Genomic DNA, 25485 nt, shown 5'->3' with positions numbered 1-25485 from the left:
AATACCCGTCCTGTTCTGCTTCAATCTCGGTTTATGAAAAACGGCTCTTGACATTTTATTAAAAAAATTTGTAACTATTTGAAAGTCAGAATGCGCTGGTAAGGCGTCAGTTGTGCAGAACATACAGGGCCAGGTCTTACTTTTTAATTATAAATGTTCATAAAAAACCCGGGTTTTTCGCCCCCGGTTATGAAAATATCTTCAGATAAAAAACCCGGGTTTTTAAAATGTATCTTCACGGTAAAATTAAATATCTGGCCTTATTTTATTCAGTTTTGATACAAATAAGACCAAACTGAAATAAGGAGAATTTTATTATGGATTGGGGAATGAAAAATCGTTTGTCACGGCTCATCCAGGCAGATGGCCACTGTATGTTTCTGCCTGTTGATCATGGATACTTTCAGGGGCCGACGAGAAAGCTTGAAAAACCCGGGGAAACCATAGCCCCTCTGATTCCTTATGCTGACGGACTTTTTGTCACCCGGGGGATACTTCGGGCGTGTGTGGATCCGCAAAACAGCCCCCCCATTATTCTGAGAGTGTCAGGAGGAACCAGCATCATCGGAAAGGACCTTTCCCATGAAGCCATTACCACATCTGTTCAGGAAGTCATCCGGCTCAATGCTGCTGCAGTGGGAATGTCAATTTTTGTGGGAAGCGAATATGAGTATGACTCCCTTGTCAACCTGGGGAAACTCGTGGATGAGTGCGAAAATAACGGCATTCCTGTCATGGCTGTCACGGCTGTGGGCAAAGAGCTTGAAAAAAGGGACGCCAGATACCTAAGCCTGTGCTGCCGCGTTGCCGCGGAATTCGGTGCCAAAGTGGTAAAAACATACTGGTGCGAAAATTTCGACAAAGTGACCCATGGCTGTCCTGTACCCATTGTGATGGCAGGGGGACCCAAGTGCGAAACAGCGCTTGAAGTTTTTGAATTTGTTCATGACGGGATGCAGAAAGGCGCTATCGGTCTGAACCTCGGGAGAAATGTCTGGCAGCATGATTATCCGGTTGCCATGATGAAGGCCCTGCGGGCCATTATCCATGAAAATGCTTCGGTTAAGGATGCCCGAGGCATTTTTGAGGATGAAAAGAAAAAATAAGATCGGATATTTTTTTTCAGAGACGTTGTGTAACGTCTCTGAAAATATTAAGGTGTTAGGGTGTTAGGTGTTAGGGTGTTAGGTGTTAGGTGTTAGGGTGTTAGGTGTTATAAAAAAGGGATTTTCAACCGGAAAGTGTCCTTTTTTTTATCAGAAATTCTTGTTGTTCTGTTTTTGAAAATCATAACTCTTCTGGTGTAAAAGCCGTCACATCATCAATTTGGCCTGAATCTGCGAGGAGCATCACAAGTCTGTCAATGCCCAGGGCATTTCCCGATGCTTCTGGCATAAATTTCAGGGCGTTCAGGAACTTTTCAGGCATCGGAGTGACTTGTTTTCCCGACAGATGACGGTACGTTTGTTCCTTTTCAAACCGCATTCTTTGCTCGGTGGGATCGGTCAGTTCGGTAAATGCGTTGCACAGCTCAAGACCGCATATGTAAAGCTCAAAACGTTCTGCGAACAAAGGGTTATCAGGCTTCATCCTCGCAAGCGCGCCGGATGACATCGGGTAATCATAAAGAAAAAGCGGTTTGTTTTGTCCGAGATGAGGCTCAATTTCACAGGCGATCACTTCGTCAAACCGGTCTCGCGATATTGCTGTTTCCATTGATATGGAAGCAAAATTATCAAATGCCTCACACACTGACATTCTGTTCCATGGCGTTTTCAGATCAATTCTTTTCCCCTGATAAACAATCGCGTCCCCGAACCCGGAATTCTGGGCAACAAACCATATCAGGTCTTCACACTGAGTCATCATATCAAAATAATTTATGCCCTCGTGGTACCATTCAAGCATTGTAAATTCAGGAAGATGTCTGCGTCCTCTTTCCTGTTGCCGAAAGCATTTGCAAATCTGAAAAATACGGGGATATCCCGCTGCAAGAAGTCTTTTCATACACAATTCCGGAGAGGTCTGCAAAAACCACCGGTCAGAAGGAACCGCGTCAATATGAGCCTCGGGCGCGGGGGCAGGAATCCGGCAGGGGGTTTCCACTTCAAGGTAATCTTTATCAATGAAAAACCTGCGGATCGCCTGAAAAATCCTGGCTCTTAACCACAGGTTTTTTTTTACGGAAGTCTGTCTGTAATCTTTCACGGTGCTGTTGTACCGCCCTGAACTTTTGGTTGCTGTCTGCGAAGTTTCTCTTCCTCTTCAAGCGTTTCAACCGATTTTATGATCTTTTTTCCCTCGGCAACTCTTTCTTTTCCCTCTTTCCGAAGATCTCTGCCCTCTTCAATAAGATCATCTCCTTTTCGCTTCAGCCTCTCCCCCTCGCTGATCATGTCTTCTCCGTCTTCTATCATGTCCTCAGCCTGTTCTGTAATGTCCTCTCCTTCTTCAATAATGGCCTGACCTCTTTCCATTTTCATACTGCTTTCAGGCAAAAGAAAGGTCGCCGGGGCAGAACACCCGATGACAAAGAATGTCAGACAAAAGATGAAAAAAATGCTGACGCTTATTGAACTGTGCTTTTGTTGCATAATTTCCTCCTGAAATATTAAGTATATTAATGAGATAAGCTGTAAAATCTGATAATTTTATCCTGAATTTCCCTGTTTGGTATTCTACCTACACCTGATCTCGTTGATCTCATTCCAAGGGGTTGCGTGGGAATGAGGAATAAGGAACAAAGGCAAAAAAATTATTTTATAAAATAGCAGGTTCAGTTTGTCAAACTGTATGTAAAAAAGGGTCAAATTTGATCACAGAATAAAGGCAGGATTTTCACAGACGGGATTAACAAATGACACGAAAATAATATCTCAGGAATAAATTACATTTAACGGAAGCGGAGGATATTCCCACACACCTGGCAGGGGAACAATATATTGCCCGTCAACAGTCAGCCAGTAAAGGTCCGGCTTAATTTCCCGCAGCTTGCTGTCATCAGGCGGCCTGGCCTGGTCTGTATAGAAATACGTTACCTGAAAAATACAGATATAATCATTCTCCTCATGGGCTGCCACATAGTTTTTTTTGAAAGCACGCACGCCGATATGGTTTGCTTCTGATATCTGAAAAACTTCCTCGGGAGTGAATTTCATAAGCACCAGTTTTGAAACCCCTCTTTCAGAGAGCCGTATCAACGCTCTGGATTCACTGCTTCCCGCGTATACCGTTGTGATGCACGGAATACGTTTCAGATACTGCGCCGCCACTGTGGCGGCTGTCCGCCTTCCCCCGATCATAAAAGGGAGTCCGTAATATTCAAAAAATTTTTTCTGAACATCTTCTGCATATTTGTCCCCTTTTTCATAAAGATCTTTTGATATGTAACGAAGATTTCTGGCCAGGTCTTCGGCCGCATCTGCAATGGGCCAGTCTATTCGCACATGGAAATGGGAAAGACAGTAGCGGTCTCTTGTCTGGGTGGCAGGATCTCTTTGAATGAGAAGAGCATAATCAACCGGAAGCAGAGTCTTTAAAAAATTAAAAAAATGGGCTGATTCCAGATATTTCTGGTATCTCTCAAATTCATCTGAAAGCGGAAGTGTTTTGGAACGAAGAAGATTTGTTTTGGTGGTTTTGTTCACATCAAAAAACCGTATATATTTTTTATGCGTGTCAGGAATGGTATCCTCAATGAAAATCACCAAAAAAGCATTCTGGCATTCATATTCCACATCAGGAAGGAGCGCACGGGGTTTTAACTCACGCTTTTCCACAAAGGGGTAAGAGATTTCCTTGTTGCAAAAGTTATTATAAGAATCTATCAGTCCGTACTGAATCATAAATTCATCCAGTTCATCCCTCAGAAGCTCATAATAAGAACGTTTTAATCGGTCTTTCTGACTGAGTACTTCTCTTATATTCCAGTATGATGTCAATTTCCTATTCCACCTTTTCTGATTTATTTGTGAAAGTTAAGTACTCGGCTATCTGTTTTCTGGCATGGGCCGGATCTGACTACAGAAATTTTCAACTACCGAAAATTGTTGTCCGTTTACTTAAACCGTTATAAGAGGCCAGGGCGTTTTCACGGCACTGGTTCAGTTGAATGGGAATCATATTAAAATCAGGTGGTTATCAAAACACACAAAAAAGGCTGATAACCGTCGGTTTTCAAACGGAATATGGGCTGATTTTTCTAAAAAATCCCATTGAACTGAACCAGTGCTGTTTTCACTGAACAGGCATTATCCGGAAAAACCCCCTGACTTCTCATTTAAAGCATGAATTCACACTTATTTTCTGTGCAAATTCTGATTACATGAAATAAAAGGATAAATCAATAGGGTGAAAACAGTATTTAATATGCAGATCGGATGCTTTTTGCACAGATTATTTCTGTATGTGCTGATAAAACAGCTATTTTCTGTCAGTCTCGTCCAACGCGGCAACCCCTGGCAGTGACTTACCTTCCAACAGCGCGAGAAAAGCCCCTCCGCCTGTTGATATATATGTGATTCTGTCGCTTTCACCTGCCTTGTGTACGGCAACATCCGTATCACCGCCGCCGACAATGGTAAGCGCATAAGAATCCGCCACATTGCGCACCATGGCAATGGTTCCCCCGCTGAAGGCATCCATTTCAAATACGCCCAGGGGCCCGTTCCAGATGATGGTTTTAGCGTCATACAGGGCCTCTGCATAAAGCAGGGACGTGGCAGGACCGATATCCATGACCATCCAATCCGGAGGAATTTCCTGTATGGGGACTTTTTTTACCTCAGCTTTCGGATCAAAACGACTTGCAGCGACCGCATCTATGGGAAGATACAGCTTTATCCCTCTGTCAGCCGCTTTTTTCATCACAGAGGCAGCCACTTCCACAAGATCGTCTTCGATCTTTGATTTCCCGAGTGTGTATCCCATACTTTTCAAAAATGTATTTGCCATGGCACCGCCAATAATGAACTTGTCAACGTGCTTGAGCATATTTTCCAGCGCACCCAGCTTGCTGGAAACCTTTGCGCCGCCGACAATGGCAACTAAGGGACGCTGAGGGTCTGCCATTGCTTTTTCAAAATAGTCCAGTTCCTTTTGCAGTAAAAAGCCTCCCACTGACAAAGGAACGTATTTTGTAATTGCCCCCACAGACGCGTTCACACGGTGGGATACGGCAAAAGCATCGTTTACATATATATCACAGAGAGCCGCAAGTTCTTTTGCAAAGACATCGTTATTTTTCTGCTCTTCAGGATGGAAGCGCAGATTCTCAAGCAGAACAATATCTCCGGGTTTCATCCCTGATATAAGTTCTTTTACCTGGGGCCCGACACAGTCTGTTGCCATTTTCACTTCTTTTTCAAGAAGTCTGCCCAGTCGTTTGGCTACAGGAGAAAGACGGAATTCCGGAACAACTGCTCCCTTGGGTCTTCCCATATGGGAAGCGATAATCAGTTTTGCGTTATGGTCCAGCGCATATTTCAAGGTGGGCAAGACAGCCCGTATCCGGGTATCATCCGCGATATTCTGGTACTCATCAAAAGGAACATTAAAATCAACTCTGAAAAAAACCCGCTTTCCTGAAATCGCCACGTCCTGAATTCTTTTCATACTTCTCTCCTTTAATAATGTTAAAAAATTTCCAGTCTCTGCCCTGTTGAGGATGAGAACTATTGGTTTTTATTTCCTGGCTTATCATGGATTCCAGGTTGTTATCGAAATAGTCAGCCGAATAAAGCAATTTTTATACTATGGACAAATTCAAAGAATCCTGATCCTGCAACTGACGCGTACAAATGAAACTTAGGAACGTAGGGTGGGTTACGCTTCGCTCCACCCACCCTACGTTTTTTTGAATCGGGTATGTTATTTATTTGGAACTCCCTAACAGTTTTAATGCGTTATCGAAATTTTCAAGTACTTAGTTTCTGAGTGTCGTTGCAGGGTTATGAGCCATAAAAAAACAGGAAGCAAAAGGGATGTTACAACAAGTTGACAAAGATGTAAAGTTAGAAAAGGAATTGGAAATAATAACAGAGTACGCAGATGATATTCTGTTTGTGAGACATTATTTTTATAAAAATATAATTTCAAAACGTTTAAAAAGAATTACTGATTTTGGCTTTTGGCTGTGAAATTAGAGAATACAGATCAGATAACCGGCATTTAAAAAATAAGACTCATTGTATTATTATGATCCAATTCAAATTTTTCCTGGCACGATTTTTTCCTGTGCCGTGTTAAACGAAAAAAACGGACATTCTGAAGCATCCTTCATAAAAGCTGAAAAGTGCGAAGTGACAAATGAAAGGATGCCCGAAAATTGATAACCTATTGATATTATTAAATGTGACTGTTTCGGATAAAATCGCTTAACTATTTGGTATTAAAAGTTATCTGAGAATTTTTTATTCTGAACACAGAAAATTGTTACCATTTTTGTTTCGCAATGCGATTGTGTTTTGAGGTGACTTATGATATTAGGTAGTGTCTTAATTCGGGAGGTAAAGCTGTTTAAATTTTATAAATTCAGGATGTTACAGGCTTCATGCCCGAAACTTGGATATTACCCGGAATTCTATGATTTTTTAGGTATTTTTCAATAAACAAATATCGTTGTTGAATATGATGAAGAACATCATCTTGATGATTGTCAGACCATTTGGTGATGATCAGGTGTGATAAGTTCAATAACTGTTCTTATTTTTCAACAGGACTATGAAATAAACATTGATATTAACTTTAATATCCAATGGGTTAATGATTGTATAATAAGGTTATGGTTTATATAATGGCCATTGTTGAACACGGGTTTGATATTCATCAAAGGAGATAACACATGGATAATAAAAGAATTGTTAATATCATGGGCAGGGACATAGAACGGATTGAGTATAAAGGTCAGCCTGTTATCACTTTCAGGATGATGGATGAATTGCATGAACGGCCTGAGGGTACAGCCAGACGGGCATTTAATTATCATAAGAATAAATTTGTTAAAAAGGAGAATTTTTTTGAGGTTGCTTATAAAGAATGGTCTCAGATACCTACCATATATGAAGCTTACGGCAGTATTGTTTGTCAACGTAACCATATGATTTTCCTAACTCAAGCGGGATATCTTTTGGTTGTAACTTCTTACAGATCAAGTACTGAAAAAATTTCAGAAATATGCAATAAATATTTTGAAGATAATTCTCTTAACTTTCTGTTAAGTAATGCAGCTGAAATCGAATTCGGCAAAACTCTTACCGAAACACTAAAAGGGCTTGCAACAGTAAAAACTCAGGTACGGATCAATAAATATCGTGCGGACTTTCTTTTATCTGAATATGATATTATTGTTGAATATGATGAAGAGTATCATCGCTATCTGAAGACTAAAAATTCTGACAAACAGCGTGATAAAATTTTAATGTCTCTTGGTTACACAGTAATTCGGGTCAGGAAGCGTGAACCGATTGGCAGAGCTTTGAACAGAATTTTGTTGGCCATTTCTGACAGATCGAAAGTTTTTCCCAGAGTGCAAAAATGATCACAGCGAAATTTTTGCGCCGGATATCTTTTTTAAATTTCCTTTACTGAGATATCCGAAATTCCGCGGTGTATTTTAAACATACGGCTAAAGAATCCCGTAAATTCTGTGGGTTGTTACCGTGAAAATAGATTTAGAAAACCCGGGTTTTTTATCTGAAAGTATTTTTATGACCGGGGGGCGAAAAACCCGGGTTTTTCATGAGCAGAATCAGGCAAGTTGATGATGATCAGGCGTGACAAGTTCAACTTTGCTATGAAATAGACATTGATATTAACTTTAATATCCAATGGGTTAATGATTGTATAATAAGGTTATGGTTTATATAACGGCCATTGTTGAACACGAGTTTGATATTCATCAAAGGAGATAACGAATGGATAATAAAAGAATTGTTAATATCATGGGCAAAGATGTGGAACGGATTGAGTATAAAGGACAGCCTGTTATTACTTTCAGGATGGTAGATGAATTGCATGAGCGGCCGATAAGTACGGCAAGACAATCATTCAACCGCAATAAGGACAAACTGATTGAAGAAGAGGATTTTTTTGAAGTTCCTTATGGTGAGTGGTCCGAAATTCCAGCCGTATGTGAGACATACGGCTCAAGCAACCAGCGAAATTCTATAGTTTTTCTTACCGAATCCGGTTATCTGATGATTGTGAAACCATTTGGTGATGACCGGGCTTGGCAAGTTCAGCGTGATCTTGTAAAAAGCTATTTTGTTGCAAAAGAAACATTGCACACAACTCCGGCTGATGAGCAAAATTCGCAATCCCTTTTAAAAGATGCAATGCGTCTTCTTGATATTGTCTGCAATGAACTGGAATATGTCCGGGAGGAAAGAAACGATCTTCGCCAAAAGCTGCTGGCAGTTCACGACAGCCTGATTGCAAAAGGGGCAGCACCTTCAAAAGCCAGACCCATGAAATCCCGCTCTGCAACCAATGAAGAAGATGAGATTCTGAATGATTTCATCATTACTTGGTGGAATGAATACGGTGATGATAATGTCGGTGTGTCCCATTTATACCCGATGATAAAAAAATATGAAATTCCCTTGGAACTTGGCGGAGGCACGGAGCGAACTCGGAGAATCAGACTTGGCAGAAAACTGACAGCGATATGCAGCCGTCAGTTCGGAGATTATATCATAACAACAGGGAAACCTTTTCGGAATTTGAAACGATATAAACTGCAACTTGTTCCGCCATCACTTATCCCGGAAGATTAGATATTTTTATCTCAAATCCTAAAGACTGATGAATTTATTGTCATGAAAACACAGAAAAAAAATATGCTCTATGAAATCAAATGGAACCTTGTCGGCATTCTCGGCAAGCTTTTTATTGACCTTCTTTTCAGCACAACAAAAATAGAAATTGTTGGCGTTGAAAAAGTGAAACCTGTTCTCGACTCCGGAAAGTTCATATTCGCATTCTGGCATTCGAGGATTTTGCTTCTGAGCTACATTCACAAAGGGTGGAATACGGTCATTCTTGTAAGCCAGTCAGAAGACGGCGAGATTATTGCAAGGATACTCCAAAAACAGGGACATGAGACAATCCGGGGATCGAGTTCAAGAGGAGGACTCCGGGCACTCACCACACTGATCCGACGGCTGAAAGAAAAACAAAGACCTGGTGTGGTTGTGCCGGACGGCCCCCGGGGACCAAGATTCAAAGCCCAGCCCGGGGTGATTATGCTGGCAAAAAAAACAGGCGTTCCGATCCTCCCCATTGCTTATAGCGCAGAAAAAATGAAAATTTTTGCAAGCTGGGACCGGTTTATCCTTCCCTATCCTTTTACAAAATGCCGCTTTGTTTATGGTGATCCGATATATGTTCCAAAGGACGCGGATAAAAACAAAGAAGAAATGTGCCGGATTCGCCTTGAACAAGAACTTTGCAAAATTACGTTTGACGCTGATCGCAAATTCGGTCATAAGATTGGAATTGATAATTGATGATTGATAATTGATAATTGATAATTGATAATTGATGATTGATAATTGATAATTGGGAAATGAGAAGTGATAATTGAGATAAGGGAACGTCACAAGCGACTGATATCGCTTATACAAAACAATTGGCTGAGGCTTTTCCTCGCAATGGGATGTATGCTGGTGATTGCGGCTTGCACGTCGGCAACTGCCTTTCTGGTAAAACCCATGCTGGATGATATTTTTTTCAAAAAAGATATGGCGATGCTGAGACTCATTCCGCTCGCTGTTATCCTGATATACTTCTTACGAGGTTTCGGGTATTACGGCCAGGAATATCTTATGAATTATGTGGGCGAAAGCATCATCAGGCAGCTGAGAAACGCACTTTATGACCGCATCCAGGACCTTCCGCTTTCTTTTTTTCAGGACGAAAAAACAGGGGGGCTGATGTCACGGATAACCAATGATGTCAATATCATCAAAACCATGGTTTCCACGGCGGTCACCGGATCCCTGAGAGATGTTTTCACCATCGTGGGCTTAACCTTTGTGATTTTTTACAGAGACTGGAAAATGGCATTATTCGCATTGGTTGTCCTGCCCATAGCCTTTTTTCCCATTGTTGAATTCGGAAGACGGGTCCGGCGAGTGAGTACAGGATGTCAGGAATCTATGGCTGATATGAGTTCTTTTCTGCATGAGACCTTTGTGGGGAATAAAATTGTCAAGGCATTCGGAATGGAGGGCTATGAGAAAAACCGTTTTTTTGAAAAAACAGAGCATCTTTTCAAATTGGAGATGAAAGCTGTCATTGCAAAATCCCTGTCCTCGCCTGTCATGGAATTTCTAGGCGGGCTTGGCATTGCTTTTGTCATATGGTACGGCGGTTCCAGAGTCATTGACGGCACTTCCACGGCCGGAACGTTTTTCTCTTTTACAACTGCTGTGATTATGCTGTATGATCCGGTGAAGAAACTCAGCAAACTCAATAATGCAATTCAGCAGGGGCTTGCCGCTGCTGAGAGGGTTTTTGATATTATCGAGCGGGAATCTGATATCAAAGAGCCGCAGAACCCTGTCCGGTTTGAACTCGGACCCCATAGCGTGACATTCAAGGATGTCTCTTTAAGATATGGAGAAACAACAGCGTTAAGGAATATTCATCTTCATGTTGAACCCGGAGAAATTTTGGCACTGGTGGGAATGAGCGGCGGCGGGAAAACATCGCTGGTGAATCTGATACCGAGATTTTACGATGTCAGCGAAGGTGAGATTCTGATTGACGGAACAGATATACGGAACGCTTCCGTGTCTTCTCTTCGGGAGCAGATCGCCATTGTCACACAGGACACCATACTTTTTAATGACACGGTTCGGAACAATATTGCTTATGGTAAGCAGAACGCAACGGACAAAGAAATTGAGAAGGCTGCAAAAGCTGCTTATGCTTATGATTTTATCCAAAGTTTTCCAGACAAGTTTGACACAATGATCGGAGAATTAGGCGGACGTCTTTCAGGCGGAGAAAAACAGCGAATCTGTATCGCACGTGCGTTATTAAAAGATGCTCCCATACTGATTCTTGATGAGGCCACATCTGCATTGGACACGGAATCTGAAATGCTCGTTCAGAAGGCGCTTGAAAATCTGATGAAAGGGCGCACCACCTTTGTTATTGCCCACAGACTTTCAACCATCAGCTATGCCCGCAGAATCATCGTGATCGTAGATGGTCAGATCGTGGAGCAGGGAAACCACGAAGCGCTTCTTGCTTTAAAAGGAGAGTATTCAAAATTATACAGAATGCAGTGAATAGCCGGAAACTGGGGCGATTTCCGAAAAAGAACATACTGGCTGGTTTTCAGTTTGCAGTTCCGCGTTCAGGCGGTGGCGGTTTCATACCGCCTGAACGCGGAATTGCAAACGGGTTTATTCTTGGAAATCGCCTGAGAACTAAAAATTCATGCTAATAATTTCAAAATATCTGATCCGGGAGATTTTCAAATATGTCGGTATTGTGCTGGCGATGGTTGTCGGTATTTATGTTGCTGTTGATTTTTTTGAAAAAATAGATAATTTTATAGAGGCAGGGGTTCCTTTTTCAAAGGCGATTGTTTTTTTTATATTCAAGATTCCTTTTATCGTTGCGCAGATACTTCCGCTGTGTGTGCTGCTGGCTGTTCTTATTGTTTTTGGCCTGATGAACAGACATAATGAAATCAATGCGTTAAAAAGCAGCGGTGTAAGCATTTGGCAGCTTTTAAAGCCGGTTCTCGGCATGGGATTGTTTTTCAGTCTTGTTCTTTTTCTTTTTTCCGAAGTCATTGTTCCGATAACCGTCGGAAAGGCAAATAAAATATGGTTAAAAGATGTGAGACATAAGGCCGCTGTCATATCAAGAGAGAAGAATATTTGGCTCAAGGATAACCACATTATCATACATATAAGATATTATAATAAAAAGGAACGAGCTGTTTTTGGCCTCACGCTTAATTATTTTGATAAGGATTTCAGATTGAAGAGAAGGATTGACGCCAAAAAAGGGGTGTTCAGTCGGGATAAGTGGTTTTTATATGAATTTATGGAGCAAATTCTCGATAAGGAAACCGGAGAATATAAGATAACATTTCATGAGGAACGGGCCGAGCAGCTCAGTTTGTTACCGGAGAATTTGGAAACCGTCGTAAAAAAATCAGAAGAGATGAACTTTAAAGAACTCCTCGATTATGTAAAAAAAGTTGAAGCCGAGGGATATGACGCTACAATCTACAGGACTGATCTTTACGCTAAAATCGCATTTCCTTTTGTCTGTATTATTTTATGTATCATAGGAACAGGCATTGCGATCAGCGGAAAGACAAAGGACGGCCTGCCAGTCGGTATTGCATACGGCATCGGGACTGCGTTTCTTTACTGGGTGTTTTACAGTTTTTGTCTCTCTCTCGGATACGGAGAAATGCTTCCTCCCGGAATTGCCGCATGGACCGCGGACTTTGTCTTTTTATGCTTTGGCGTTTTTAACTTGCTGAATAATGAGCAGTGAAAGGTTGTTAAGTTGTTATCCAATAGCAACAAAGTGGCGTCATGCTAGGTATGTCCCACCTTTTACACAAGGACAGGTTTATGTGTGAAAGGCGGGACACATCCGTTTTTTTTGCCACAAAGGCACGAAGACACGAAGTTTCACGAAGTCTCGTCTTTGTGGCTGGTTTTTTCGGATGTGTGAAAAGCGGAACCGGCCATTTTTTTTGCCACGAAGGCACGAAGACACAAATTTTCACGAAGTCTCTCTGTGGCTTTGTGGCTAATTTTTTTCGGTGTGTAAAAGGTGGGACACTCCCGTCATGCTGCTTTGATGACGGAGAACAGTCCTTTTTGGGAAGGGTGAGTATTCGATATTTTACGGAATAATGTATATGATAACAAATAATTATATCATAAATCTGTCCGACAGAAACAAATAATGATTTAAAAATGTATAAAATTTTTTAGGTAGGCAAAAAACTTGGAAAAAATAGTATTTAAAATTATTGTCTTATGTATTAACCTTTTGGGTCTTATTCCAAAGCAATGGGGAGACCGGATGGGGTGTTTGTTGGGACGACTCTTTTTTATTGCTGATGCAAAACACAGAAAAATAGCCATGCAAAATTTGGCCTATGTTTTTGGTAAAAATCCGTCTCAGACCAGAGAACTTTCTTTAAAAGTTTTTGAAAATTTGGGAAAGATTCTTTTTGAAGCTGCATGGTCAGTGAGGCTGAAACAAGAAAGATTTTTCAAATATTTTAAGATCGAAGGACTTTCTCATGTCCGAGACGCATATGAGAAAGGCAGGGGGGTTTTAATACTTACCGCCCACTTTGGAAACTGGGAGCTTTTGGCTGTTATCGCGGCCATGTTGGGATATCCCATCAGTATTGTTTACAGACCTCTTGACTTCAAGCCTCTGGATCAGTTTATTGTAAATTCCAGAAGCCGTTTTGGCGCAAAACTGATTCACAGGAGAAAAGCCCTCCGTAAAATTCTCAGATGCCTGAACAGGGGCGAAATGGTTGCCATGCTCATGGATCAGAGTGTGGATTGGTATGAGGGGGTTTTTGTGGATTTTTTCGGACATCGGACCTGCACAAACAAAGGAATGGCTTTGCTGGCGATGAAAACAGAAGCCCCTGTGGTTCCTGTGTTTCTGATTCGTGAGGAATTCGGTTTTACAGGGAAATTTTTGCCTGAAATTCCGCTGACAAAAACCGGAGACAAAACCAAAGATGTGGAAATCAACACTGAAAAATATAACAAAGTCATTGAGTCTGTTGTGCGTGAATATCCTGAGCAGTGGTTCTGGGTTCATCGCCGGTGGAAAATCCGGCCGTATTCATTGTGGCCCAGACAATGAGCTATGGCGGACCTTTTAAATAAACGCTCATAAAAAACCCGGGTTTTTCACCGCTGGTTATGAAAATATTTTCAAATAAAAACCCGGCGTTAAAAAAAGAAAAAGGCATGTTTTACAATGAAACTATCCGTTATTATAACAACTTACAATCGTCCGGATATGCTCAGAAAAGTACTGGAAGGATTATGCCATCAGACCCGGCCAGCTTATGAAGTTATTATTGCTGATGACGGTTCCGGGCCAGAAACCCTTGAAGTTGTTCGCAGGTTTATGGATGATGCTTTGCTGCCAATTTATCATGTATGGCAGGAAGACCTGGGATTCAGATCGTCAGAAATCAGAAATAAAGCCATCAGAAAATCATCCGGAGAATATATCATCATGCTTGACGGAGATTGTATCCCGGAAAAGCATTTTATTGAGGATCATCTTTGTCTGGCTGAAAAAGGTTTCTTTTTTCAAGGGAAACGGATACTGGTAAGCAGAAAACTTACCCATATTTTTTCTTATAAAGATACAGACTCCAAAATGAGGCTGCTGAAGCATTTTGTTTCAGGAAATATTTCAAACAGCCATCATCTGGTAAGACTTCCTTTTTTGCCGCCTTATTCTTTAACCCGCTTAAACGGAATTCGGGGCTGCAATATGGGCTTTTTCAGAGAAGACATATTTGCCATTAACGGATATAATCAGGCTTTTGTGGGCTGGGGACGGGAGGATTCGGAACTCGCTGTCCGATTCTATAAGTATGGACTGAAAAGAAAAGAACATCCTTTCATGGCTGTTTGTTTCCACCTCTGGCATGAAGAAAATAATAGAAAAAGGCTTGACAAAAATGATCAGTTGTTAAAAAAGGCTATTGATTCAGATCAGCATAAATGTCTTAACGGATTGCTACAGATAAGGTGACACATGATTTTAAAAAAACAAACTGTTGCTATCATACGCAGTAATTATTCCACTCATGGCGGCATAGAAAAAGTGACTCTCAACTGTATGGAGGGATTGCTCTCAGCAGGGGTAAAATTGACATTGTTGACATATCCAGGACAGAATTGGCCCATAAGCCACAAAAACCTTAAAATAATATCTCTTGGAATCAGCAGAGGCAACCGTTTCATTCAGGCTTTGTTATTTAACCGTGCGGTAAATAAATATCTTTCAGCCAATCATTTTGATATTATTCTTTCATTGGATAAGATGTCCCAATTTACCCATCTTCGTGCTGGCGGCACACACAAAAGTTTTTTAAAAACTAAAAACGAAAACAGCAATGCAATTGAACGTATTTTCCGAAAAACAAGCTTCTTTCATTCATATGTTCTGTATCTGGAAAAACAGGGCTTTAGCAATCCAAGGTTAAAAAAAATCTGGTGTATATCAAATCTCGTGAAAGATGATATATGTAAAGATTATGCTGTTGACAAAGATAAAATACAGATTATTCCGGGAGGTATAGACTGGAAAAAAATAGGTGAAATTTTTGAAAAAAGATATGAAACAGCTCAGGAGCTTTCTGTAAAACATAATATATCCCTGGAAAAGAATTATCTGCTTTTCCTTGGAAGCGGATTCTCAAGAAAAGGGCTTGATACAGGGATCAGGGGTCTTCATTCTTTGCCGGATTCATATGATTTAATAGTTGTTGGCAAAGGATCTCAGCAAAATTATGCAAAATTAGCTTTAGATTTGGGTCTGTCAGAAAGAATTCATTTTTTGGGGGCGCAGGAAAACGGATGGAAATATGCCTCTCTTTGCAAAGCATTGATCCTGCCCTCCCACTATGAACCTTTCGGGCTTGCAGCAGCCGAAGCTCAGGCAATGGGGCTTCCTGTGCTTGTCAGTAATAAAACAGGATATGTTGACTGCTTATCAGTCAATCAGAATGGTGTTATATTGCAAGACCCTGTGAACGATGAAAATATCAAAAAATCCTTTAAAAAACTGTTATATCTGATTGAAAATCCTAAAATGACAGCAAAACAGATTCGGAACTCCGTTAAACATCTGGATAATGAATTTATTTTAAAAAAAGCAATCCAGGATTTTATGGAAGTACAACTGGTAAGATGAAGTATATTTTTATTTTTATTTCAGTGGAAATTCAAAGGAGAGCTTAATTTTTACAATAAGCATTATTGTGGCAAAACCGTCAGGACGATAAGGAGACTCAAGCGAATTCAGGCTTATTGGAGAGTTTTCACATTGTCATTAACATTACCTTTCCTTAAAAATAAGAAGGAGCATATTCGAAAGTTTGAAAAATATAAACTGACACTGGAAATGTTTTAGCAGACCTCCTGACATAGTTCGTCAGGCTTTGGCCTAATCACATAATATCTCGTCAGTTGTCAGCCGTCAGTTGTCAGTCGCCGTCCGAAGTCATTGTCTCCGAACATTCCATGTTCGTCTTTTGGGTGTCGGTGATTTCAATATGTTATAAAAACTTATGCCTGTCGAGATAATATTTATTCATAAAAAACCATGTTCAGGTGTTCGTGATATCAGATGTCAAAACTTATGATTATTATTAAAACTCCGCCAATTGGCAAAGGTATCGAGCGAGAGTGTTATATTCACCCTGACGACTCCGGCAAGATCATTAAAATTAGTTCATTGGCCCCTGAAATACAAACAAAACGTGAGATTTCATATTACAAACAATTGCGAAAAAGAAAAAAAATGAATTGGAATCATATCCCAAAATTTTATGGAGAAGTATCCACAAATAAGGGAGACGGATTTGTTGTTGAACTGATTCGGGATTTTAACGGAGAAATTTCTGAAAATTTTTCTTTTTACATAAAAAAAAACGGGCTTGATTTTTATCGTAAGGAACTTGAAACATTAAAGAACTATTTTATAAATGAGAGAGTGATGTTCAATTATGATATATCTCCGGATAATTTGCTTTTACGCAGGATTAATAAATCTGAATCCGAATTAGTTTTAATAGATGCTCTGGGGGATGTTGTTTTTATAAACGCATTTGATTATTTTAATTATTTTTTCAAAAATAAAGTGTTAAGAAGATGGTCCCGTTTCGAGAAAAAAATATATTCAAATGATCAGCAAATCAAAAATTCCTCCGAGAGCAAAGGATAGTGACTGGCGCGACAGCAAGAATATTACAACTGACAAACTTCTTTTTTATACTTTTGTCGCAGCTTTTTTCGGAATGCCGCTGGGTACGACACCGCCAATTATATTCGGATCACTGGCAGCACTGATTTGGATTTTTTCAGGCAAGGCTGTTCAGTTAAAACATATTTGTAAAAATACCTGGTGTTGGCCGATTCTGTTTCTCATGATATTGCCTTGGATCGGGTTTTTATACACACCTGACCCGGCAGGTATGGGGATTGGCTACGCTGCAAAAACTCATTATTGGGTGTATTGTCTGGTCATTGCCTCAATTCCTTTTGAAATCTATTTGCCTCACAGATTTATCCATGGTTTTCTTGCGGGACTGGCGGTGAACGCCTTTGTGGGAGGACTTCAGCTTATGGGCGTTCTTCTTCCCAAAGGACAGGGATGGTATAGCGGGCTGGGCCGGGGATACAGCACATTGTCCGCATACCTGGTGCTGGGAATTCTCACTGTTTCTTTCTGCTTCAGGAACTCAGAGAAAAAAAAGACCCGGTTTTACCTTGCCTTACTCATGGCATTTTATTTTTTTCATCTGGTTATTCTGAACGGCAGAACCGGATATCTGACATTTTTGCTACTGTCTCCGCTGATGGTCCGTAATATTTTTAATCAGTTTAACTTATTAAAAATTTTAATGATCTGTGTCTTGCTCGTGGGAATGATGTTTCTTTCTCCCATTGTCAGAAACCGTGTGGCGCTTTCGGTGGACCAACTGAATTATCATTTGAATGCGGATTCGGATTCAGCCTGGGGCAGAGAATACACCGAGCATCAGGACAGATTTTATATGTGGCACGGTGCGGTTCACATCTTTTTGGACCATCCTTTTGTGGGCGTGGGAACCGGCGGTTATCAGACCGTTCTCAGGGACAGAGGAAAACCTGAATATCCGCTGATGGCCCATCCGCATAATGATTTGCTGTATATGGCAGTAAGCTACGGGATTATCGGAATTTTTGCCTTTTTCTGGCTTTTCCTGGAAATAATAAAAAATGCCCGGGAACAGCGTCATACGTTGCCGGGAAATTTTGTGCTGTCAGCCGCTTATGTCATCCTTGTGAGCGGATTGTTTAATGCCCAGATTCTGGATGCGAGGATGGCGTTCCTTCTGGCGGTTTCAGCGGGGCTTCAGCAGGGGTTTCCAAAGTTCAGTAAATCTTGGATGTCAAAAATGATTTAAAATCAAAGGATAAGAAAGGGAAAATTTGCCTTCCCGTTCTTATCCTTTTTCCTTGTACTTTTGGAAGCATGGCGGATCAAAGCCACAAAGACACAAAGGGACACAAAGAACCTTCGTGGAACTTCGTGTCTTGGTGCCTTCGTGGCATTATAAGCTGTACATATTAAGACCGGAACAATCATAATGAATACGAAACTCTCAGTTGCCATTGTTGCACAGGATGAAGAAGATCGGCTTCCCCGTTGCCTTGAAAGCCTCTTTTTTGCTGATGAAGTACTGGTTGTTGATTCTGGCAGCCAGGATGATACTGTTGATATTGCCGGGTCCTTCGGATGCAATGTTCTTTTTCAACCGTGGCTGGGCTATGCCCGTCAGAAGCAATATGCAGTTGACCATTGCCAGAATGACTGGGTTTTAATCTTGGATGCTGATGAACGGGTTCCCAAAGAAACCGCAGACGAGATTAAAAAAATACTCGGAGAGCCATCTTATGTGGCTTACAGCTTTCTCAGAAAAAGCTTTTTCCATGATCGCTGGATACGTTGCTGCGGATGGTGGCCGAATCGGGTACTGAGGCTGGTTGACCGTCGTCAGGGCAGATTTAATGACCATCTCGTGCATGAAAGCTGGATTGCTGACGGAGATGTCAAAGAACTGGATATAGTTCTTGAACATTACAGTTTTCGAAATTATGCGGATCTGATCCATAAGATGCAGATTTATTCCACGCTGGCGGCCGAGGAAATGCTTCAGGATGGCAGACGTGCAGGATGGTGGACCCCTTTTTCACACGGCCTCTGGATGTTTGTTCGCTCGTACTTCCTTGAATTGGGAATATCAGAAGGCTTTGACGGTTTCATGATTTCCATGATGAATGCCCAGGGCTCTTTTATGAAATATGCTAAACTCCGAGAACTTGAAATTCGAAACTTGAAACTCGAAACTTGAAACTGAAAAGTCCCGTAGGGACGGCATATCCTGTAAATATGTCGTCCCTATGGGACTCGGGCAGAGGCGGACATTTTTATACTCAGTAGATCGAAAAGTTTTCGGGCTGTAGCGGGACAGACACGGCGAAGGGGGGGAGAAACCCGGCTTTTTGCGGCGAGGGGAGTCTTCTGTCCGGAAAAAAAGCCGGGTTTCTTTTCTGTTCGAATATCGGAAAGTTATGGTTAGGTACTTATCTGAAATATTTCTCTGTGGTAACAGACACATCCGTTTCGGACGAATTTAAGTGTCCGGATAGAAATACCGGAAAAAATAATTATCAATTATCAATTATCAATCATCAATTATCAATTATCAATTATCAATTATCAATCATCAATTATCAATTATCAATTATCAATTATCAATTATCAATTATCAATTATCAATTTATGCTTTTTTACCTATCAGAATTGTCAGTTTATTGACAAGCATTCTTATTTTGTTCACCTGCATCTTCATTTCTTCGGAAGCAGAAGCTGTCTCCTCCGCGTTCGCTGCATTGTTCTGAGTTACCTTGTCTGTTTCTGTAACTGCATCATTCAACTGCTCAATTCTGATCGCCTGTTCATCAGATGTTTTGGCGATTTCAGTTATCAGTTTTCTTACACGTTCAGCATAGCCGACAACTTCACCAAAAATTTTATGAGTTTCTGACGCTGTTTGTCCGCCAATTTGTATCTTTTTCAATGATTCTTCAATCAGGTCGGATGTATCGCCGGCTGCCTGAGCAGATCTCATTGCCAGATTTTTTACCTCATCCGCGACGATTGCAAATCCGCCGCCGGCTTCCCCTGCTCTGGCTGCTTCAATAGAAGCATTCAGTGCCAGAAGATTTGTCTGGAAAGCAATTTCATCAATCACTTTTATCAGCCCTGATGTTTCCCTGCTCGTGCTGATGATTTCTTCCATCGAATTTGTCAGTTTGTTCACTGAATTGCTGGCGTTTTGAATAATCTGTCCGGCATCTGTTATAAAGTTGTTTGCCTGACCTGCGCTGTCCGCATTTTGTCTTATCATGGAAGACACTTCTTCCAGAGATGAAGATATTTCCTGACTTGAAGCGGCCTGCTCGGAAGTTCCCTCAGCCAGAGACTGGCTGGCGGATGCGACCTGGCCGGAAGAAAAAAATATTTGTTCTGTCCCCTTCTCCACGCCTCTGATAACATAGCTCACAGGAAAAACCACCCATTTCCTGATGCTGAAAAAAAAGATCAGACATAATGAACTGATTAAAATTAAAAATGATACAAACATACTGATTATTGAATCATTAAGTTTTTTCTGAATAAATTCGGAAGTCAGATAAACTTCGACGCTACCTATTTTGTTATCGCCCTTTGAAATATTTTCACTTCGCATATAATAATTTTTGGAAATTTTTTTATGAGCTTTGATAATATTCCAACTGTCATCTCTTATTTTACCATAAGAGATGTCATTTTCATACATTATAAGAATCGAAACAATCTGTTTTTCAAGCATTGCGGAATTTATAATTTTCTCAACAGTTACGTCATCCTCATTCCATAAAGGCTCTTTTATACTTTCTGATAAATTTTTAGCAAAAAAATCTGCCAGCTTATACAATTCCGTGTTCATGTCGGATTTGGTTTTGAAATAGTAGAAAACAGCAAAAAATGAGAATATGACCGTAACTGTCAAAATCAGTATCAGAATCAGTTTTCCCTGAATATGGGTCAGCCAATGTTTGGGGAATAATTTTTTGTCCATATTTTTTTATGATTAACCTTTCATAGTTAAATTGGGCGCAGATCCCTTCATGCTATTTTCAGTTCCTTTTAGGGATTTCCCCAAAAATAAAATACCCGGTGTAGGGTGGGTTGCGCTTCGCTCCGCCCACCCTACGTTTTTGTATTGGGTATGTTATTTATTTCGAGTTCCTTTATTCGATGATCAAATTTTTTGATCCGGTCCGGCCGGACAATTTGTCATTCCTGCGAAAGCAGGAATCTGTTTTTGGCAGCTGCCGCGATTCCGGGAGCAGTGGGTTCCGGCTTTTGCAGGAATGACAGAAAAAAACTTGATCATCGAGTTTTAAAAAAAGTGGTGTTCTAAAACTGTACCTGATCCGATATTTGCCAAATTGATTCAAAGGGTTGTAAATTTTAGCTCCGGTTTTGGAACACGACCGTGTTTCTTTACACCCGATAATCAAGCTTTCTGGTCTGACCCGGGTTTTTGTCCGAACCAGGTCAGAAAACCTGATCATCGAGTTTACAGGGAAATATTCCTGTCATCTTCAGATGTTAACTTTTTTGCAATTTTTAAGGTACTTATTTGAAAATGCTTTTTATTCCTTCCCTCATTCCAGCTTATTTCTATGGTTATATTAAACATATCCACAGGTTCTTTTTTTTTCTCCCCGTCCTTCTCTTCAGGCGCAAGATAAACGATTTCTGATTTCCATTTGAACCCATCCTCAAAATTTCCCTCAGTCACCTCATCTTCCAATGCTTTGGCAAGCAATGTTTCTTCCATCTTTTCTCTTGCATGAAATATGGCACGGGTATAATTTTCCGACAGCTTGCCCGACCTTAACCCCCCGGAAAATAATTGAAGAATTATCACCAGGGAAATGGACAGAATCATCATTGCAACAAGGGTTTCAATGAGCGTAAAGCCTTTGGAAACTTGAAACTTGAAACTTGAAACTTGAAACTTGAAACTTGAAACTTGAAACTTGAAATTTGAAACTTGAAACTTGAAATTTGAAGATACTATTCCCTTACGGCCCATTTTCCCACCCTCTGTTTTCATTTATCAAACTTCCCTGTTTCTAAAAAACAAGCTGCGGCTTTCATGACTTCATTGGCTTTCATTATAAAGGGATGCGTCCTTTTCACGACAAGAAAATCTTTCATATTTTCTAACTGAGACCGATTAACAGATACTTTTCCATCGTCTTCTCCGGGTATTATCAATGAATTGATCCAATTGACGGATTTGTTTCCTGTTATAATGCCCACTTCAAAATTGGCCCTGCCCAGCTGATTTACAAAACTGGATGAATCTGTGCTGAGTTGTAAAAAAGCGGGACCGAATATTTTTTTTACAGCAGAACTGTTTTTTAAAGCATCAACAACTTCACTTCCCTGGTTTGGCGGGGATAACATGACGGCTCTTCCGATATTTTCAGGTTTATGTTTTTTCAGATAATATCTCAGAATAATCCCGCCCATGGAATGGGTCACAAAATGTATTTTCCTTTTTTTATCCGAACAATGATTTTCAATGGCCTGTTTTACATAGTTATCACTTAATGTCTGGATATTATATTTTCTCGACGGATAATCAATGTTCAGAACATCATATCCCTTACTTTCCAAATAATTTTTCATTTTATCAAATGAGTTGGATGTTCTTCCCAGTCCGTGAAGCAATACAACATAATCTCTGTTTCTGATGTCATCTGCCAAAGATATGTTCATACAAAATGATAAGAGAAAATAGCAAATTATTTTATTATGTTTTATCATAAAATCATGTGCTTTGTGATCCGAACGATTTCAGCAATAAATGTTGAAAAGCCGGGTTTTTTATCTGAAAATATTTTTATGAGCGAGGGCGAAAAACCCGGCTTTTTCATGAGTACACCACTTTTTAAGTCCGTCCCCCCCTTGCTCGGCTCGGACTGACAAATCCGAGCCGCCGGATTTACCAATCCGGCGGGAGCAGAAAGGGGGTACGGACTTAAAAAGTGGTGTACTACAAATATGCCGTCTCCAGGAAATTCGGAAAATTGACGGGATTTTTTCTGAAAAAAAAAACGCTTCCCCCGTATAACGGAGCAAGCGTTTTTTATTTTAATTCTTTTTTAATTCCCTGATGCTATTCGTGGTGATGGCTGCCTTTACCCTGAGCAGTATCAACAGCAGCTTTCAGAATGCAGTATGTCATCCCGAGTCCTATGATCGTCAGTGCGTACCAAAGACCGCCCATGAAAACGACATGTGACATATCCCACATCCACTCAAATATAAACGGAAACATAGTATCCTCCTTGGAATTGAACATTGAGAATTGAACAACTAAGATGAAGCAACCCATCAATTTTTTTTCAATTCTCAATTCTCAATTTTCAATTCTCAATTCTCAATTCTCAATTCTCAATTGGATTTAACTCCCGTTCCTGCGGAAATATCGGCAGATAACGGTGTGAAATGGCGATCAGGATAACGCCATAGGCAACCGGAAGAATGGTTGTGGCAACCTCCTGCCAACTGGGGGAATACATCACCCATTTATCAAATGACATTACCGGCACAGCCATGACTTGCAGAACCATTACCCAGCGATTCAGGGAAACCCCTATGACCGCCAGAACAGCAGCTATCATAAGCGTAAAAGGATTTTTACGTCCGCTCTTGGTGATAAGAATACACGCAGGAAGCGCACCGCAAATCAGAACTTCGGTAATCAGTATCCACGGCCCGTACAACGGATTGTTGGAATAAAAATCCATGAGCCAGAAACCGCCGGCAGGGGCTGACACTGCGGCCCAGTACCATGTATCAATAATTTTGGCAATCGTGTAGGTTAAGAGCATCCACCCTGAAATCTTCGCGAGAAGCTCAACCACATTCTGTTTAACCAGTGTTTTTCTGGTAATTTTTTCAGTCAGTCGGGTGATCATGATCGTAAAGCACGGGCCACAGGCCGCTGCTGACCATGTGAAAAGAAAGAATGTCCAGGGCCATATAAAAATCCCTTCCCTGTAGGCAAACGGACGCCCGAAAAGGACACCTGCGACACCACCCAGAGATCCCTGATGGAAAAAGGACAGAAATGCGCCGGTCGCTGCAAAAACAGCCATGACTTCATGCAGGTTGTGACTCAGGTTATGAAAAAACGGAACCTTATCCAACTGGCGGTTTTCAAGAATAAGGGGCAGATACTCAATGGTCAGCACACCAAAGTAACAGGAAAGACAGAATGCCACCTCAGTAAGCATGGAATGAACATTTGCATGCCAGAAAATAAACCATCCCCTTAACGGCTGTCCGATATCAATGGCAAGAATCAGCAATGCCGAACTGTAGCAGATAAAGCCGATCAGCACCGCATAGTTGATGATGTTTTTCAACTCATCCTTCCCAATGATATATCTTAGAAAGCCGGTAAAGAACGCACCCCCGCCCAGCGCAATCACCGCAAGGTCCGCCCATATCCATAATGCAAACCCGTAGTAGTCATTCATGTTGGTCTGATTAAGGCCCTTTATCCAGCAAAGCAGCATGGCAAAAACGCCCCACAGCAGGACAACACCGACCACACCGACAAACAGGGCAAATTGCCCTATGGAGCAGCGTCTGACTCCCTTGGGAATTAATGCAGAATCCATAATTCATGTACTCCTTATTTTAGGATTGAAGATTTTCGATTGAAGATTGTATGCGGAAATCTTCAGTCTTCACGCTTCAATCGGCTTAACGATGTTTTTTTACCTTACCTTCTGTTTCATAGCCTTCAAGGTAATTATCTCCGGCCTGTCTTACCCATTTCCGAGTTGAAATGTAATAGACTTTGGGATTGGTTCCCAGTCTTTCAAGCAGGCGAAATGCGTTTTTGTCTTTCTTCAGTTCATATACCGCATGCTTCGGGTTGTTCAGATCGCCAAAAGTAATGGCACCCGCGGGGCATGCCTGTGTACAGGCTGTCTGATATTCGTCTTCTTCAAGCTCCTGCCGACCTTCATAATAGGCCTTTTCCTTTGCGGCCTGGTACCTGTGAAAGCAGAAACTGCATTTTTCCACCACACCTCTCATGCGGACAGACACGTTCGGATTCAGGAGTTTTTCCATACCTTCGGGCCAGACCGGATCCCACCAGTTAAAATACCGGGCATGATACGGACACGCGGCCATACAATACCGGCATCCGAAACAGCGGGTGTAAATCTGGCTGACAATTCCTGTTTCATGGCTATAGTCCGTGGCAGTTGCCGGACAAACCGACACACACGGCGCATGGCCATGTTCCCCCTCACAGTGCATACAGGGCCTGGGCAGATAACATGTGTCCGCGTCCGGGAAAGATTTGCCGTTTGTCAGTTTGAAAACCCGCAGCCATGTGATGCTGTCCAGCTTGTTTGATTCATCTTTCTTAAAGGGAACATTGTTTTCTGCCATACAAGCCACCATGCAGGCCCCGCACCCGGTACATTTATCCAGGTCTATGACCATTCCATATTTTTTGGCTTTACTATGTTCTTTCTTCATCAAAACCTCTTTGGATTGAATATTGAGTACTGAGTATTGAATATTGAG

At 41.2% G+C, this 25485-nt stretch carries 23 protein-coding genes; 13 read left to right on the top strand and 10 right to left on the bottom strand.

Annotated features, from left to right (window positions below; genetic code table 11):
- The first annotated feature begins 317 nt into the window (after window positions 1-317).
- Entirely contained in the window at window positions 318-1106 is a 789-nt protein-coding gene (gene lsrF / locus dnm_RS01145) for a 3-hydroxy-5-phosphonooxypentane-2,4-dione thiolase (protein ID WP_207680890.1), read from the top strand.
- Window positions 1107-1287: 181 nt separating this feature from the next.
- On the opposite strand, the gene epmA is transcribed toward lsrF, so the two are convergent.
- From epmA to dnm_RS01125, 4 genes are all read right to left on the bottom strand, one after another.
- Window positions 1288-2208 carry an EF-P lysine aminoacylase EpmA gene (gene epmA, locus dnm_RS01140; protein ID WP_207680889.1) on the bottom strand — a complete coding sequence of 307 codons (921 nt, stop codon included), beginning with the start codon at window positions 2206-2208 and terminating at the stop codon, window positions 1288-1290.
- Window positions 2205-2594 carry a hypothetical protein gene (locus tag dnm_RS01135; protein WP_207680888.1) on the bottom strand — a complete coding sequence of 130 codons (390 nt, stop codon included), beginning with the start codon at window positions 2592-2594 and terminating at the stop codon, window positions 2205-2207. The genes epmA and dnm_RS01135 overlap by 4 nt, the downstream gene beginning before the upstream one ends.
- 282 nt (window positions 2595-2876) lie before the next feature.
- On the bottom strand, window positions 2877-3941 hold the full coding sequence (locus dnm_RS01130; protein ID WP_207680887.1) for a hypothetical protein: 1065 nt from the start codon (window positions 3939-3941) through the stop codon (window positions 2877-2879).
- 481 nt (window positions 3942-4422) lie between these two features.
- Window positions 4423-5613, bottom strand: a complete 1191-nt coding sequence (locus dnm_RS01125) for a phosphoglycerate kinase (protein ID WP_207680886.1) — start codon at window positions 5611-5613, stop codon at window positions 4423-4425.
- A 368-nt stretch (window positions 5614-5981) separates the two neighbouring features.
- Here dnm_RS01125 and dnm_RS01120 point away from each other — a divergent pair, with 368 nt between their 5' ends.
- The 12 genes from dnm_RS01120 to dnm_RS01065 all read left to right on the top strand — a co-directional run bounded on the left by dnm_RS01120 (window position 5982) and on the right by dnm_RS01065 (window position 19156).
- Window positions 5982-6137, top strand: a complete 156-nt coding sequence (locus dnm_RS01120) for a hypothetical protein (RefSeq protein ID WP_207680885.1) — start codon at window positions 5982-5984, stop codon at window positions 6135-6137.
- A gap of 704 nt (window positions 6138-6841) precedes the next feature.
- On the top strand, window positions 6842-7537 hold the full coding sequence (locus dnm_RS01115) for an ORF6N domain-containing protein (protein ID WP_207680884.1): 696 nt from the start codon (window positions 6842-6844) through the stop codon (window positions 7535-7537).
- A 376-nt stretch (window positions 7538-7913) separates the two neighbouring features.
- Window positions 7914-8774: an ORF6N domain-containing protein gene (locus dnm_RS01110; protein WP_207680883.1), complete on the top strand. Its 861-nt coding sequence runs from the start codon at window positions 7914-7916 to the stop codon at window positions 8772-8774.
- A gap of 42 nt (window positions 8775-8816) precedes the next feature.
- Window positions 8817-9506 carry a lysophospholipid acyltransferase family protein gene (locus dnm_RS01105; RefSeq protein WP_207680882.1) on the top strand — a complete coding sequence of 230 codons (690 nt, stop codon included), beginning with the start codon at window positions 8817-8819 and terminating at the stop codon, window positions 9504-9506.
- Between the two features lie 66 nt (window positions 9507-9572).
- The gene (locus dnm_RS01100; RefSeq protein ID WP_337833596.1) at window positions 9573-11297 is read left to right on the top strand and encodes an ABC transporter ATP-binding protein; all 1725 of its coding nucleotides are present in this window, start codon (window positions 9573-9575) and stop codon (window positions 11295-11297) included.
- A gap of 151 nt (window positions 11298-11448) precedes the next feature.
- Window positions 11449-12528: an LPS export ABC transporter permease LptG gene (gene lptG, locus dnm_RS01095; protein ID WP_207680881.1), complete on the top strand. Its 1080-nt coding sequence runs from the start codon at window positions 11449-11451 to the stop codon at window positions 12526-12528.
- Between the two features lie 462 nt (window positions 12529-12990).
- A complete protein-coding gene (locus tag dnm_RS01090) occupies window positions 12991-13878 on the top strand; it encodes a lysophospholipid acyltransferase family protein (protein ID WP_207680880.1) in 888 nt (295 codons plus the stop codon).
- 117 nt (window positions 13879-13995) lie between these two features.
- Window positions 13996-14787, top strand: coding sequence for a glycosyltransferase family 2 protein (locus dnm_RS01085; protein ID WP_207680879.1), 792 nt, complete (start codon window positions 13996-13998; stop codon window positions 14785-14787).
- Between the two features lie 3 nt (window positions 14788-14790).
- Complete coding sequence (locus tag dnm_RS01080) at window positions 14791-15951, top strand: glycosyltransferase family 4 protein (protein ID WP_207680878.1); 1161 nt, start codon at window positions 14791-14793, stop codon at window positions 15949-15951.
- Window positions 15952-16398: 447 nt separating this feature from the next.
- On the top strand, window positions 16399-16983 hold the full coding sequence (locus tag dnm_RS01075) for a YrbL family protein (RefSeq protein WP_207680877.1): 585 nt from the start codon (window positions 16399-16401) through the stop codon (window positions 16981-16983).
- Complete coding sequence (locus dnm_RS01070; protein WP_207680876.1) at window positions 16943-18208, top strand: O-antigen ligase family protein; 1266 nt, start codon at window positions 16943-16945, stop codon at window positions 18206-18208. Before dnm_RS01075 ends, dnm_RS01070 begins: the two co-directional genes overlap by 41 nt.
- A gap of 183 nt (window positions 18209-18391) precedes the next feature.
- A complete protein-coding gene (locus tag dnm_RS01065) occupies window positions 18392-19156 on the top strand; it encodes a glycosyltransferase family 2 protein (protein WP_207680875.1) in 765 nt (254 codons plus the stop codon).
- Window positions 19157-19585: 429 nt separating this feature from the next.
- Here dnm_RS01065 and dnm_RS01060 read toward each other — a convergent pair whose 3' ends face one another.
- The 6 genes from dnm_RS01060 to qrcC all read right to left on the bottom strand — a co-directional run bounded on the left by dnm_RS01060 (window position 19586) and on the right by qrcC (window position 25437).
- Window positions 19586-20929, bottom strand: a complete 1344-nt coding sequence (locus dnm_RS01060) for a methyl-accepting chemotaxis protein (protein ID WP_207680874.1) — start codon at window positions 20927-20929, stop codon at window positions 19586-19588.
- A gap of 504 nt (window positions 20930-21433) precedes the next feature.
- Window positions 21434-21976, bottom strand: a complete 543-nt coding sequence (locus dnm_RS01055; RefSeq protein WP_207680873.1) for a type IV pilus modification PilV family protein — start codon at window positions 21974-21976, stop codon at window positions 21434-21436.
- A complete protein-coding gene (locus dnm_RS01050) occupies window positions 21973-22695 on the bottom strand; it encodes an esterase/lipase family protein (RefSeq protein WP_207680872.1) in 723 nt (240 codons plus the stop codon). The genes dnm_RS01055 and dnm_RS01050 overlap by 4 nt, the downstream gene beginning before the upstream one ends.
- 352 nt (window positions 22696-23047) lie before the next feature.
- Entirely contained in the window at window positions 23048-23209 is a 162-nt protein-coding gene (locus dnm_RS01045) for a hypothetical protein (RefSeq protein WP_207680871.1), read from the bottom strand.
- 109 nt (window positions 23210-23318) lie between these two features.
- Complete coding sequence (gene qrcD / locus dnm_RS01040) at window positions 23319-24560, bottom strand: menaquinone reductase integral membrane subunit QrcD (RefSeq protein ID WP_207680870.1); 1242 nt, start codon at window positions 24558-24560, stop codon at window positions 23319-23321.
- Window positions 24561-24645: 85 nt separating this feature from the next.
- Entirely contained in the window at window positions 24646-25437 is a 792-nt protein-coding gene (gene qrcC, locus dnm_RS01035; RefSeq protein WP_207680869.1) for a menaquinone reductase iron-sulfur cluster-binding subunit QrcC, read from the bottom strand.
- Window positions 25438-25485 lie beyond the last annotated feature (48 nt).

The organism is Desulfonema magnum (assembly GCF_017377395.1).
In the GTDB taxonomy this organism is placed as follows: Bacteria; Desulfobacterota; Desulfobacteria; order Desulfobacterales; family 4be13; genus Desulfonema_C; species Desulfonema_C magnum.
Note: the sequence above shows the minus strand (reverse complement) of the source record. Positions and strands in the feature narration are given on the sequence as shown.

Bases quoted from the DNA above. Each gene is read 5' to 3' on its own strand.
- dnm_RS01045 (WP_207680871.1), bottom strand. From the start codon at position 23,209: ATGTTTCCGTTTATATTTGAGTGGATGTGGGATATGTCACATGTCGTT.
- dnm_RS01065 (WP_207680875.1), top strand. From the start codon at position 18,392: ATGAATACGAAACTCTCAGTTGCCATTGTTGCACAGGATGAAGAAGAT.
- dnm_RS01060 (WP_207680874.1), bottom strand. From the start codon at position 20,929: ATGGACAAAAAATTATTCCCCAAACATTGGCTGACCCATATTCAGGGA.
- dnm_RS01080 (WP_207680878.1), top strand. From the start codon at position 14,791: ATGATTTTAAAAAAACAAACTGTTGCTATCATACGCAGTAATTATTCC.
- lsrF (WP_207680890.1), top strand. From the start codon at position 318: ATGGATTGGGGAATGAAAAATCGTTTGTCACGGCTCATCCAGGCAGAT.
- dnm_RS01110 (WP_207680883.1), top strand. From the start codon at position 7,914: ATGGATAATAAAAGAATTGTTAATATCATGGGCAAAGATGTGGAACGG.
- dnm_RS01115 (WP_207680884.1), top strand. From the start codon at position 6,842: ATGGATAATAAAAGAATTGTTAATATCATGGGCAGGGACATAGAACGG.
- dnm_RS01050 (WP_207680872.1), bottom strand. From the start codon at position 22,695: ATGATAAAACATAATAAAATAATTTGCTATTTTCTCTTATCATTTTGT.
- dnm_RS01105 (WP_207680882.1), top strand. From the start codon at position 8,817: ATGAAAACACAGAAAAAAAATATGCTCTATGAAATCAAATGGAACCTT.
- dnm_RS01085 (WP_207680879.1), top strand. From the start codon at position 13,996: ATGAAACTATCCGTTATTATAACAACTTACAATCGTCCGGATATGCTC.
- dnm_RS01135 (WP_207680888.1), bottom strand. From the start codon at position 2,594: ATGCAACAAAAGCACAGTTCAATAAGCGTCAGCATTTTTTTCATCTTT.
- dnm_RS01120 (WP_207680885.1), top strand. From the start codon at position 5,982: ATGTTACAACAAGTTGACAAAGATGTAAAGTTAGAAAAGGAATTGGAA.
- lptG (WP_207680881.1), top strand. From the start codon at position 11,449: ATGCTAATAATTTCAAAATATCTGATCCGGGAGATTTTCAAATATGTC.
- qrcC (WP_207680869.1), bottom strand. From the start codon at position 25,437: ATGAAGAAAGAACATAGTAAAGCCAAAAAATATGGAATGGTCATAGAC.
- dnm_RS01125 (WP_207680886.1), bottom strand. From the start codon at position 5,613: ATGAAAAGAATTCAGGACGTGGCGATTTCAGGAAAGCGGGTTTTTTTC.
- dnm_RS01055 (WP_207680873.1), bottom strand. From the start codon at position 21,976: ATGAAAACAGAGGGTGGGAAAATGGGCCGTAAGGGAATAGTATCTTCA.
- qrcD (WP_207680870.1), bottom strand. From the start codon at position 24,560: ATGGATTCTGCATTAATTCCCAAGGGAGTCAGACGCTGCTCCATAGGG.
- dnm_RS01070 (WP_207680876.1), top strand. From the start codon at position 16,943: ATGATCAGCAAATCAAAAATTCCTCCGAGAGCAAAGGATAGTGACTGG.
- dnm_RS01075 (WP_207680877.1), top strand. From the start codon at position 16,399: ATGATTATTATTAAAACTCCGCCAATTGGCAAAGGTATCGAGCGAGAG.